We start from the raw sequence: 12,478 nt of genomic DNA, 5'->3' as shown, positions 1-12,478 counted from the left end.
CTAATTTTGCCCCGCAAAACCCATTGCTTTTATCATCACTTTTGCCTTGCAATCTGCGCAGCAATAAAGTGTTTTGATTTTATTCTCATCATGACCAAATTTAGGCTTCATTAAATTGGCTATTTTTTCTATAGCTTTTTTGGTGGCAAATTCTTTACCACATTCTATACACGCAAAAAGCTCATCTTTTGCCATGGTTTGATATTCAAAATAAGAAGCTCTAAACTCCATTCCACTACGAACTAATTTTAAAGTATCTTTTTCAGCGCAACTTAACTCACAATACCCACAAGTCGTGCAAAGAGAGGCATTAAATTTCAAAGCATTTTCTTGTTTATCAGCGATTAAAGCTCCTACATTACAGGCACCCACGCAAGAAAGACAAAGCGTACAGGTGTTAGGATTGATTTCTACCTTACCATAACGCAACCATTCGCCGCTTTCTATACTGCCAAAATCTTCATTTTTTATCATTTCTTGCATTCTTTTGGCAAAATTTTCTCTTGTAGTTAAGGTGTTGTTATGAAAATCATATTTTAAATCTTGTATGAATTCTTGCTCTTTTAAAACATTTTGCAATTCTTTCTCATCTTTAGCAACAAAAATAGCTTTTTTTTGAAATTTTCTCTCAAAAAAAGTATTTAAAAGTACAATAGCCTCGTTGCTACCACGAGATACAAAATCCGTATAAAAAACCAAATTTGCTCCACTATTTTGCAAAAGCGTTAAAAAATGCATAGAAGAAAGCCATTTTTCACCCTCTATCATAAAGGGTAAAACATCTTTTGGTAAAGCAAGATTTAAATTTTCTAAAGACATTTTTTTAGGAATGATTAAAATTTTTTTATCTTTATAAAACTCACAAAGGGTAAAAAAACTTTCTCTTGGCATAGGAGCATAATCAAGTGATCCACTAGGACACACACTAATACATCCTCCACAACCCAAACAATCCACTTGAGAAAATTCCAAATGTTTGTTTTCATCATCTTTTAAAATCGCCACAGTAGGACAAATTTCAGCACATTTTGCACAATGCTCACTGCGTCTTTCGTGGTATTGACACACGCTAGCATTATAGCTAATATAAGTTTTATAATGATATTTTGGACTTTTGCTTTGCAAAAACTCTAACAATACTTCAAGATTTTCAAAATTTAAAAGATTATAACATCCACTTTGTCTTGTAAAATCTTTACGCACAACGCTTAAATCCTCAGCTTTAAAAAGTAAAAAATCAAAATCTATTTCCACTTCTTCGCCTTGATTTTTAACCACAGCACAAAGCTCCCCTACACTTCCAAAAACAGCTAAAATTTCTGCACTACTTAAAGCAATAACCTTAAATCCATGTTCTTTTAAAAACTCTACGGTTTGAGTATCGCTATCTACTAAAATCAAACGATTTTGCACTTCTTTGCTTTGTTCTAAATCAAGCCCTAAATCATAAACGCTAGCTCTTGCTTCATAAAGCGTTAAAACATTTTTACTTTGCTCTAAAATTTCATCTTGAGAATTTTTAAGATAAAAATTAATCTCAGGGGCATAAATTTGTGCTTTTTGATTTTTATCATTGCAAACTAATGCTTCTTTATCATTTACCTGATCTAAAATTTCAATAGCATCGGGCAAAGGGATCAAAACATCATTTTTTATATAAACAAAATCTTGCATTGTCTTCCTTAATCTCTTTAAAACATCATTTTATAAATTCTATGTTAAAATAACCAAATATTTTCTTAAGGCTTAAGATGAACAAATTTAGAACTTTTCCACAGATTAACACTCTTATTGAAGATGAGAGTTTAAAATCCTATCCTTTTTATATCAAAGCATTTTTTTGTAAAAAAGTTGTCGCAAAACTAAAAGAAAATTTTTCCCAAGATGAAATTTCTAAAGATAAACTACTTTTAGAAATCAAAAAAGAAATCAAAACTTTTTACCGCAAAGATTTACAAAGTGTGATTAATGCAAGCGGAGTGGTTATACATACAAACCTTGGTAGAAGTGTAATCCATGAAGAACTTTATGAAGCGTGTAAAGATATCATTTGTAATTATTCTAATGTAGAGTTTGATTTAGAAAATGGAAAAAGAGGCTCTCGCTATGCTTTGGTACTAGAAAAACTTAAAATGCTTTTTGAATGTGAAGATGCTTTAGTGGTCAATAACAACGCTGCAGCAGTTTTTTTAGTACTTAATTCTCTTTGTTATGATAAAGAAGTCATAAGCTCAAGAGGAGAACTTGTAGAAATTGGCGGAAGTTTTCGTGTGCCTGAAGTGATAAAAGCTGCAGGTGTAAAGCTTTGCGAAGTTGGAACTAGTAACAAAACACACTTAAAAGACTATGAACAAGCCATCAGTGAAAATACCGCTCTAATTTTAAAAACCCATAAGTCTAATTTCGCTCTTATGGGTTTTCACAGTGAAGTAAATATAAAAGATCTACATGAACTAGCAAAAGAAAAAGGGCTTTTGAGTTATTATGATCTAGGTTCTGGCTGGTGTGAAAATTTAAATGAAAAGCTGATTAAAAATGAACCTAAAATCAAAAAACTCGTGCAAGAATGTGATATTTTAAGTTTTAGCGGAGATAAACTTTTTGGTAGTGTGCAAGCGGGCATTATACTTGGAAAAAAAGAACTCATAGAAAAGCTTAAACAAAATCAACTTTTAAGAATGCTAAGAGTGGATAAATTAACTCTATCTTTTTTAAACGAAAGCTTAAAAGCTTATTTGCAAAAAGATTATGAAAAAATTATTACCTTAAAACTTTTAAATGATGACTTATCCTTTATAGAAAAAAAAGCTTTAAGAGTGCAAAAAGAATTAAAATTTCAAACCCAGCTTAAAAAAAGCAAAAGTTTAGTAGGAGGAGGTTCTATGCCTGATAAAAGTTTAGATACTTATATACTGACTTTTCAAGGAGATGCTTTAAAACTACAAACTCGATTTAGAAAAGAAAATATCATAGGACGCATTGAAAATGATGAATTTGTTCTTGATTTTAGAACTATACGAGAAAACGAACTTCAAAAACTTATTCTTATAATCAATCAAATGGAAAACTTATGAAATCTGTTATTATAGGAACCGCAGGACATATTGATCATGGAAAAACTTCACTCATTAAAGCTTTAAATGGTTTTGAAGGCGATAGTTTAAAAGAAGAACAAGAAAGACAAATCACCATTAATTTAAGTTTTTCAAATCTTAAATTAAAAGATAAAAACATTTCTTTTATCGATGTTCCAGGACATAAAGATTTGGTTAAAACTATGGTAAGTGGAGCTTTTGGCTTTAGTGTTTGTTTATTTGTCGTAGATATTAACGAAGGTTTAAAAGAACAAAGTTTAGAACATTTAGAAATTTTAAAAATTCTTGATATTAAAAATATCATTTTAGTGCTTAGCAAATGCGATCTTTGTGAAAATATAGAGCAAAAAAGTGTAGAAATTTTAGAAGAGTTAAAAAATTTAGATTATCCCATTTTAAAAGTATTTCACACCAGCATAAAAAATAATCAAGGCATAGAAAAATTAAAAAATTATCTTTATACCATAGAAAACAAAGAAAACGATGAAGAACTGATTTTTCATTATTATATCGATAGAGTTTTTTCTCTAAAAGGCATAGGAACTGTCGTTACAGGCAGTCTTAATGAAGGAAGCATCACTTTAAATGAAAAAATCATCTGTTTAGATACTCAAAAAGAACTCATTGTTAAAAATATACAAAACCACGATACTAATTTAGAGCAAATCAAAGCTTGTAACCGTGTGGCTTTAAGTTTAAATTGTGATTATAAAGAGTTAAAAAAAGGTTATTTGCTAAGCAAAAAAGGTTATTTTAAAGCCTTTAAAGAATGCGATGCTTTAGTTAAAGCAAAAAATTTACAAAATAGCAAAATGATTTTTTGCGTGGGTTCAAAACAAATAGAATGCAAAATAAATATATTAAAAAAACTAGAAAATGATAAATTTTTTGTGCATTTTAGTTTTGATAAAAATGTATTTTTAAGTTTTGATGAGGCTTTTATTTTATTACAAAACAATCGCGTTGTAGGCGGTGGTAAGGTTTTAAATCCTTTAAGCGAACCTTTAAAAAAAGAACAAAAAAATAAATTTTTAATGTTTTTGAAAAATAAAGATTTTAAAGCAGCTTTTTCTTTCTTAAAAGACGCACATAAATACGGCTTTGGTTTGCTTTCAAGCTATCAGAGATTTAAACTCTCTCATCAAAAAGCATTGAAATTAGCAAAAGAATTAAATCAAGTATTTGTCGATGAAAAAAATCTTAATGTATATCATTTACAAAGCCTAAAAGAAATTAAAAATTTCATCAAATTCATACTTGAAAAAAATCCTTATGCCATGCTTTCAGCACATTCTTTAGCTTTAAGGATTACTTGGGCAAGTGAAAATTTTTGCGAACTTGGGCTTAAAGAAATGTCAAATTTATTGGATTTTCAAAATGGAATTTATTTTAAAAAAGGTATAGATTTTGAAAAACTTCAAGAAAAAAATAATAATCAATTATATGAAATTTTAAAAAAACAAGGTATTAAACCCGAAGCTCCTTATAATCTTTATGATTTTTTAGAACTTGATAGAAAAAGCGGAGATAATATACTCAAAAAACTTACCCAAAAAGGCTTGGTTGTAAGACTTTCACACAATCTTTTTATAGAAAAACAAGCTCTTGAAAAACTTATGCAAGAATGTTTAAATTTATTAAAAAATCAAAGTCTTGATGTGCAAAGCATGAAAGAATATTTCAATCTTTCAAGAAAATATGCTATTGCTTATTTAGAATACTTAGACAAATTTCCTCAAGTAAGCAAAGAAGCTGAAAAAAGATTTTTAACAAACATTTAGAAAATCATTATAGAATTAAACATAATTTATTTAAAGGATTTATAAACTATGAAAAAATTAAGTTTAATTCTTGCCTGTTCAGCATCTTTGTTTGCTGCAAGTAATTCAGAAATTAGTGATTTTTATTCAAAAAGCATTAAAGCACAATTTCCAAATGCTACCGTTAGTGTATCAAATCGTCAAAAGGTTGGTAATACGGGTTTTGAAAGTGTTATTGTAAGCGTTGAATTAAATGGACAAAAACAAGAAAACATTCTTTTTACAAAAGATAGTCTTATTACCCCTGATCTTATCGACTTGAAAACGGGAATTTCTTATGCTCAAGAATATGAAATGAAAAAATTTCAAGAAGCAAGAGAAAATTTTACAAAAAATGCTAAAGCTGTAGCACAAAAAGAAACCATGGTAATAGCTTTGGGAGATAAAAATAAACCTGCAATTTATGTTTTTTCAGATCCTGAATGCCCTTATTGTAGAGAACATTTAGCTCAAATTGATGATGAACTTAAAAACTATCAAGTTAATTATATTTTAACTCCAGTACATGGAAAATCTGCTTTTGAAAAATCCGCTCTAATCTACAAGGAAGCAAAAAAAGCAAAAAATGATAAAGAAAAAATCGCAATTTTAAACAAATACTATGATGCAAATATCAAAAATTATCCAAAAGTAAGTGATGCAGAATTAAAAGAAGTTTTTTCCTTATATGAAAAATATCGCTCATTAGGTCTTAGCGCTACTCCAACTATTATTAAATAAACCTAATGTCTAAATTTGCTTTAATTTTAAGCTTTTTTATAGCACTCTTTATGAGTGCTTGCACCAATGCAACTTTCACACAAAGCTTTATTCAAACAAGCAATGAAGGCATTTTTATCAGATCACAAAAACAACAAAGTTTTAAAATTTCCTTTCAAAATCCTAGTCAACTTCAAACTACTCTAGATAGAGATTTGGCTTTAAAACTTAAAAATTTAGGCTTAAAAGAAGTAAAAGAGAATGCAGATTATGAAATTTTAATCAATCTTGTAGATATGAAAAAGCATTCTTATGCTCAAAAAATCACAACTTCAGCAAGATTTTTTTATGATTTTGATCCTTTGGAAAGCGATGGAGAATGGATGGTAGAAAACTACTATACTATGCAAGTTAATTTACAAATCAACTCTAAAAATCACAATTCTCAAAAAACAAGTCTTCTTGCAAGAACAGCTTATCTTGGAAATAAAGAACGCTATCAATTATCTTTAGAAAATAAAATTATAAATCAAATAGTGAGTTTTTTTTATTTTTAAGAAAAGACAATCAAGAGTATAAAGACTCTTGATTTTAAGAATTATTAAGCAAAATAAGGTTTAATTTGTTCTACCCAAGCATCAATTCTTGATTCAGTTTGATCTTCTTGATTATCATTGTCAAGAGCAAGTCCAACAAATTTACCATCTACAACCGCATCGCTTGCTTCAAATGTATAACCATCAGTTGAAACTTCTCCTACCAAATTTGCACCTGCATCTTTTAAATTTTGAGCTAATTTACCCATGCCGCCACAGAAAGTGTCAGAATAACTTTCACTATCACCCATACCAAATACAGCTACAGTTTTTCCACCAAGACTAAGCCCTGAAAAATCAAAACCATCCCAATCATCTTGTAAATCACCACTTCCCCAAGTTGAAGTTCCACAAATTAATTTATCGTAAGAATTCATTTTAGCTGCATCAATATCTGAGATATTAAAAACATCACTAATTCCAAGTTTTGAAGCAATTGTATTAGCCGCTCCTTCTGTATTTCCCATAGCACTACCATAGATTACTGCTACTGACATTATTTTCTCCTTATAATTTGATTTGATATTTTATACGGAACTAATTTTAACATAGTTTTGTTTAAATCACACAAAAAATGTTTTATTTCAATAAAATGTGTGAAATTTTTGTTACGCGGACAAACAATATAAAATTTTTCAAAATTGTTTTCTTTTATTAAATTCAATAATCCATGAATTTTATTTTCAATTTTTAAATTATGTGTATTAATCTCTTTACAAAGTGGTAAAATTGCAAATTTCTTATCTATTATAATAATATCACCATCTTGATCTATATTTTTTCCATTATTTTGAAAAGAAACCTTATCATAAACATAAGAGCTAAATAAAATTTGCGCATCAAAACAAATGCCATAAAGATAAATTCTTAAAAGTCTTAAAAGATCGACATTCTTAGATATTTTAGTATTAAAAATCAAGCTTTTTCTTTTTTGAAAGTAAAAAGCGTATGCATTAAGCTTGATATTTATATTTTGAATCTTACCAAATGAAATATGCATTATATCATGTAAAAAATTTCCAAATATCATTTTTAAACTCTTGGTATTTTTTGCATATAAAAGAGGAATTTTTAGAGCGCTATCAACGCTCGCATTATATTGAGTTAAAAAAGTCAACATAAGCTCTTGATTGTTTAAATAGCGATAAATTTGCGGTATAAATTCTTGCTTATCATCAAATCCAAATAACATCTTTAACCTTTATAGCAAGAAAATTCTTTATTAAGATTAAAAATTTTACAATATTCACAATACACACAACTTACACTTCTTTTTGCACAAACTAATGGAATTTTACGCTTTTTAGCTTCATTTTTGATTTTTTTCATAGTATTATGATTTAAAAAGCTTGTTAACATTACTATACATTCTGTATCACAAGGAATCGGCTTGCGATTAACTCTATTTTCATTACGTGCATCCCAGTGTTCTATTTTTTTAGCACCTAAATCATGTAAAACAGCTCTAATAGGAGTGATTTCATCTGCACCAATAACCAAAACTGACATAAATTCTCCTTTGTGATTTTTAAAATATATTTTGATAATTATTATTATAATATAAAAAAACTAAATTTATTTTGAAATTTATTATCAATAAAATGCAATTATTCAGTTAATTTTAATTTTTAATAGATATAATTTACTAATTAATAAAACTTATTATTTAGGAGAAAACAATGAAAAAATTGACTAACGATTTTGGAAACATTATAGCCGATAACCAAAATTCATTAAGCGCAGGCGCAAAAGGACCTTTACTTATGCAAGATTATCTTTTGCTTGAAAAACTTGCTCATCAAAATAGAGAAAGAATTCCAGAAAGAACCGTTCATGCTAAGGGAAGTGGAGCTTATGGCGAAATAAAAATTACAGCAGACTTAAGTGCTTATACCAAAGCTAAAATTTTTCAAAAAGGCGAAGTTACTCCATTATTTTTACGCTTTTCAACAGTAGCAGGTGAAGCAGGTGCAGCAGATGCTGAACGCGATGTGAGAGGTTTTGCTATTAAATTTTACACCAAAGAAGGAAACTGGGATTTAGTAGGAAATAATACTCCAACTTTTTTTATCCGTGATGCTTATAAATTCCCTGATTTTATCCATACTCAAAAAAGAGATCCAAGAACACATTTAAGAAGCAATAATGCTGCTTGGGATTTTTGGAGTTTATGTCCTGAAAGCTTACATCAAGTAACCATTCTTATGAGTGATAGAGGAATTCCTGCAAGTTATCGTCATATGCATGGATTTGGAAGCCATACTTATAGTTTTATTAATGATAAAAATGAAAGACTTTGGGTGAAATTCCATTTTAAAACCCAACAAGGGATTAAAAATCTTACCAACCAAGAAGCTGCCGAGCTTATAGCAAAAGATAGAGAAAGTCATCAAAGAGATCTCTATAATGCTATAGAAAATAAAGATTTTCCAAAATGGAAAGTTCAAGTTCAAATTCTTGCTGAAAAAGATATAGAAAAACTTGGATTTAATCCTTTTGATTTAACAAAAATTTGGCCTCATAGTCTTGTGCCTTTGATGGATATAGGCGAAATGATTCTAAACAAAAATCCTCAAAATTATTTTAATGAAGTTGAACAAGCTGCCTTTAGTCCAAGCAATATCGTTCCTGGAATTGGCTTTAGCCCTGATAAAATGTTGCAAGCTAGAATTTTTTCATATCCTGATGCACAAAGATATAGAATAGGAACTAATTATCATCTTTTGCCCGTAAATCGTGCAAAAAGCGAAGTGAATACTTACAATGTCGCTGGTGCTATGAATTTTGATAGTTATAAAAATGATGCTGCTTATTATGAACCAAACAGCTATGATAATAGCCCAAAAGAAGACAAAAGCTATCTTGAACCTGATTTAGTCTTAGAAGGCGTAGCACAAAGATATGCTCCACTAGATAATGACTTTTATACTCAACCAAGAGCTTTATTTAATCTTATGAATGATGATCAAAAAACTCAACTTTTTCATAATATCGCCGCTTCTATGGAGGGAGTTGATGAAAAAATTATCACTAGAGCTTTAGAACATTTTGAAAAAATTTCACCTGATTATGCAAAAGGAATTAAAAAAGCTTTAGAAAAATAATTTTTACTTGCCACTTTTGGTGGCAAACTAAAGATTATAATAATTAAGGAAAAACAATGACAACTCTTAGTTTAGAAGAAGAAAAAAGATTTGAAGAGCTTTGTAAAATGGCTTTTAATTTTGCAAGAAATAATGAATGTGAAAATCTTAAAATCATGATAGAAGCAGGTTTAAATGTAAATTTAAAAACTCATAAAGGCGATAGCTTGCTTATGCTTGCAGCTTATAATAATTCTTATGAAAGCGCTAAAATGCTTTTAGAAAAAGGTGCAAAAGTAGATGAAAAAAACGATCGTGGACAAACCCCATTAGCGGGAGTTTGTTTTAAAGGATACTTACCTATGTGTGAACTTTTAGTTAAATATGGAGCAAATATTGATGAAAACAATGGTTTAGGAATGACACCTTATACCTTTGCTATTATGTTTGGACGCAAAGATGTGGCAGAATTTTTACTCAAAAAATCTAAAAATAATTTTTTAAAGAAAATGAGCCTAAAAATACTAAAATTTATCAAAAAATTTTAGTTATTTTTTAAATTTCTTCAGATACCTATAAACACTAGGTTCTGAAATTTTTAAAAATTTTGCTACGATAGGAACCGCTCCTTTTATATTAAAAATACCTTTTTCATATAGCTTTTCAGCAATTTCTTCTTTTTGAGCAATGCTTAATTGATAATCAGAATTTAAATAACTAGAATCTACACTTTGAACTAAAATATCCTCTATCGAGTGACTTAATGTTTCTATGCTTGAATCATTTTGAGAAAAACTAATATTTCCTAAAATATCACCCATATCTCCAATTTTTTCTAAATCAATCATCTTGCATATTAAATCTCTCATAATGCTAGTATCATGATTGATACACAAAATACCTACTAATTTGTCATGATTTTTAATAAAAAAAGTAGATCCTCTAATTAATTTTGATTTTCCAACAAGAGCCTTATAATCACATAAAAAATCTTTTTCTAAATATTTTTTATTTTGCATAAGCTCACTTGCAAAAGCAGTCAAGGGAGAATCTAAACTTCTCCCACTAATGTGATTGTTAGCAATTGCCGCAATATAAGCCCCATCTTCAGTAATTACATGAAAAACTATCTCATATTGCTCACCTAAAACTTCTCCTAAAAAATATGTCAACTTTATAAATTGTTGTTTTTGTCCCTCATCCATAAAACTACCTTCAATAAAAAATTAATATAATATTAAATTCTACTCTTTATACTTTAAAACATTTCTTAAAAATAAAATTTTATTATTATGATAATAAACTATTGACAAATTATTATTGTAGTGATAAAATGCATTCTGTTTAATCTATATTTAACAAAGGAGAATTCATGTCAAACTATCCAAAGACCATTGGTCCATACTCAGCTTATAGGGAAGCAAATGGACTTTTATTTATATCAGGACAACTTCCTATCAACCCTGCTTCAGGAGAAATAGAAAGCTCTGATATCAAAGAACAAACCAAACAATCTTTAAAAAATATCGGTGCTATCTTAGAAGAAAATGGTATCAGTTATGATAAAGTGATTAAAACCACTTGCTTTTTAGCTGATATTAATGATTTTATAGCATTTAATGAAATTTATGCTGAATTTTTTAAAGCTCCTTATCCAGCAAGAAGTGCTTTTGCAGTAAAAGATCTGCCAAAAAAAGCTAAAGTAGAGATAGAGATCATCGCTCAAAAAGGATAAAACATGCTAGGTATTGTTTTTTCTTTATTTAGTGTTTTTTTACTTGTTTTTATGCTTTATAAAAAAATCAATGCTCACATGGCATTACTTTTAAGTGGTTTACTTTTACTTTCCTTAGCTGCTATTTTTGGACTTTCTCCACACATTGTCGCTAAAGGTTCTTTAAATTTAGGTTTTTTTGATATTTTTCAAGTTTTCAATCAAACCATGTCAAGTACATTAGCAGGGCTTGGACTTACACTTATGACTATAGCAGGTTTTTCTGCTTATATGGATCATGTAGGGGCTTCTTATGCACTTTTTAAAGTTTTTGAAAAACCTTTAAAAGCCGTAAAATCTCCTTATGTTTTACTCATAGTTGCTTATTTTATCGTGCAATTTTTAGTTCTTTTCATCCCTTCTCACGCAGGCTTGGCACTTTTACTTATGGTTACTATGTATCCTATACTTGTACGTTCTGGTGTTTCAAAACTTTCTGCCTTAAGTGTGATTGCGATTTGTCAATATATCGATCATGGGCCTGGAAGTGGAAATGTGATTATGGCATCAAAAGTAGCTGAAGTTGATCCTGCAATTTATTTTGTTCATTATCAACTCCCTACAACCTTGCCTATCATTATAGCTGTAGGTATTGCCATATATCTTTGCAATAAATTTTTTGACAAAAAAGATAATTTTGTCTTCAATGCACAAGAAATTGAAAAAGAACTAAATGAAAATGAAGGTAAAGAAAAAGAACTTAAAAAGCCTCCTAGAATTTATGCGATTTTACCTATAATTCCTTTGGTTTTAATCCTAGGATTTAGTTCCGTGCTTGATAGCATCTTGGTTTTAATGGGAATAAGTAGTGCTGAAGAAGTTAAAGCAGCTGCTAGCACTGCAATTAAAATGAATGTTCCAGTAGCAATGGTGATTTCAACTTTTGTGGTTATTATTTTTGAAATGATACGCTATAAAAGTATAGTAGAAACTCTTAATTCTATTATGATTTTCTTTAAAGGAATGGGACATTTATTTGTTATCACAGTTTCACTCATCGTTTGTGGTCAAGTATTTGCAAGTGGTCTTTTATCTGTAGGTTTTGTAGATACTTTAATAGAATTTTGCAAAAATGCAGGATTTGGAGTTTTGGCTATTATTATCGCCGTTTCAATCTTGCTTGCGGTTTGTGCTTTCTTAATGGGTTCAGGAAATGCGGCATTTTTTAGCTTTGCTCCACTTATCCCAAATATAGCAAAACACTTTGGAGTTGAAACTATCACCATGATAGCACCAATTCAAATTATGACAGGCTTTGGAAGATGTGTTAGTCCTATTGCACCAGCGATTTTAGCTATCTCAGCTATTGCAAAAGTAAGTCCTTTTACCGTGGTTAAAAGAACAGCTATTCCTATGCTTGTAGCGGCTATTGTAAATGTTATTATGACTTATATCTATCTTTAAAAAGGAG

13 protein-coding genes are annotated in these 12,478 nt (G+C 29.2%); 8 read left to right on the top strand and 5 right to left on the bottom strand.

Features of this window, described 5'->3' with window-relative positions:
* The gene (locus tag FBE93_RS03910) at positions 1-1,674 is read right to left on the bottom strand and encodes a 4Fe-4S dicluster domain-containing protein (RefSeq protein WP_165434194.1); all 1,674 of its coding nucleotides are present in this window, start codon (positions 1,672-1,674) and stop codon (positions 1-3) included.
* 77 nt (positions 1,675-1,751) lie between these two features.
* On the opposite strand from FBE93_RS03910, the gene selA reads away from it, so the two are divergent.
* Genes selA through FBE93_RS03890 form a run of 4 tightly spaced genes read left to right on the top strand, consistent with a single transcriptional unit; the run spans position 1,752 to position 6,171 of the window.
* Positions 1,752-3,074, top strand: a complete 1,323-nt coding sequence (selA, locus tag FBE93_RS03905) for an L-seryl-tRNA(Sec) selenium transferase (protein ID WP_002932922.1) — start codon at positions 1,752-1,754, stop codon at positions 3,072-3,074.
* Positions 3,071-4,876, top strand: a complete 1,806-nt coding sequence (gene selB, locus FBE93_RS03900; RefSeq protein WP_002932923.1) for a selenocysteine-specific translation elongation factor — start codon at positions 3,071-3,073, stop codon at positions 4,874-4,876. Before selA ends, selB begins: the two co-directional genes overlap by 4 nt.
* A 48-nt stretch (positions 4,877-4,924) precedes the next feature.
* Positions 4,925-5,635, top strand: a complete 711-nt coding sequence (locus FBE93_RS03895; protein ID WP_002855861.1) for a DsbA family protein — start codon at positions 4,925-4,927, stop codon at positions 5,633-5,635.
* A 5-nt stretch (positions 5,636-5,640) separates the two neighbouring features.
* The gene (locus FBE93_RS03890; RefSeq protein WP_165434193.1) at positions 5,641-6,171 is read left to right on the top strand and encodes a hypothetical protein; all 531 of its coding nucleotides are present in this window, start codon (positions 5,641-5,643) and stop codon (positions 6,169-6,171) included.
* 44 nt (positions 6,172-6,215) lie between these two features.
* Here FBE93_RS03890 and fldA read toward each other — a convergent pair whose 3' ends face one another.
* The 3 genes from fldA to FBE93_RS03875 are packed head-to-tail and all read right to left on the bottom strand — an operon-like array spanning position 6,216 to position 7,719.
* Positions 6,216-6,707: a flavodoxin FldA gene (fldA, locus tag FBE93_RS03885; protein WP_002855629.1), complete on the bottom strand. Its 492-nt coding sequence runs from the start codon at positions 6,705-6,707 to the stop codon at positions 6,216-6,218.
* Positions 6,707-7,402, bottom strand: coding sequence for a hypothetical protein (locus FBE93_RS03880; RefSeq protein ID WP_002932936.1), 696 nt, complete (start codon positions 7,400-7,402; stop codon positions 6,707-6,709). The genes fldA and FBE93_RS03880 overlap by 1 nt, the downstream gene beginning before the upstream one ends.
* Positions 7,403-7,404: 2 nt before the next feature.
* Positions 7,405-7,719 carry a DUF2325 domain-containing protein gene (locus FBE93_RS03875; RefSeq protein ID WP_002855637.1) on the bottom strand — a complete coding sequence of 105 codons (315 nt, stop codon included), beginning with the start codon at positions 7,717-7,719 and terminating at the stop codon, positions 7,405-7,407.
* Between the two features lie 170 nt (positions 7,720-7,889).
* Between FBE93_RS03875 and FBE93_RS03870 the strand changes: the two genes are divergently transcribed.
* Together FBE93_RS03870 and FBE93_RS03865 are read left to right on the top strand one after the other, a co-directional pair.
* Positions 7,890-9,314, top strand: a complete 1,425-nt coding sequence (locus tag FBE93_RS03870; RefSeq protein ID WP_165434192.1) for a catalase — start codon at positions 7,890-7,892, stop codon at positions 9,312-9,314.
* Positions 9,315-9,370: 56 nt separating this feature from the next.
* Entirely contained in the window at positions 9,371-9,841 is a 471-nt protein-coding gene (locus FBE93_RS03865) for a Cj1386 family hemin-binding protein (RefSeq protein WP_002862058.1), read from the top strand.
* On the opposite strand, the gene FBE93_RS03860 is transcribed toward FBE93_RS03865, so the two are convergent.
* Complete coding sequence (locus FBE93_RS03860; RefSeq protein WP_002855654.1) at positions 9,842-10,498, bottom strand: transcriptional regulator; 657 nt, start codon at positions 10,496-10,498, stop codon at positions 9,842-9,844.
* Between the two features lie 167 nt (positions 10,499-10,665).
* On the opposite strand from FBE93_RS03860, the gene FBE93_RS03855 reads away from it, so the two are divergent.
* Both FBE93_RS03855 and dcuC read left to right on the top strand, forming a co-directional pair.
* Positions 10,666-11,028, top strand: a complete 363-nt coding sequence (locus FBE93_RS03855) for a Rid family detoxifying hydrolase (protein ID WP_165434191.1) — start codon at positions 10,666-10,668, stop codon at positions 11,026-11,028.
* Between the two features lie 3 nt (positions 11,029-11,031).
* Positions 11,032-12,471 (top strand): C4-dicarboxylate transporter DcuC, encoded by a 1,440-nt coding sequence (dcuC, locus tag FBE93_RS03850; protein ID WP_002932568.1) that lies wholly within the window; start codon positions 11,032-11,034, stop codon positions 12,469-12,471.
* The last annotated feature ends 7 nt before the right edge of the window (positions 12,472-12,478 follow it).

Origin of the sequence: Campylobacter sp. CFSAN093229 (assembly GCF_011068225.1) — a bacterium.
In the GTDB taxonomy this organism is placed as follows: Bacteria; Campylobacterota; Campylobacteria; order Campylobacterales; family Campylobacteraceae; genus Campylobacter_D; species Campylobacter_D jejuni.
Note: the sequence above shows the minus strand (reverse complement) of the source record. Positions and strands in the feature narration are given on the sequence as shown.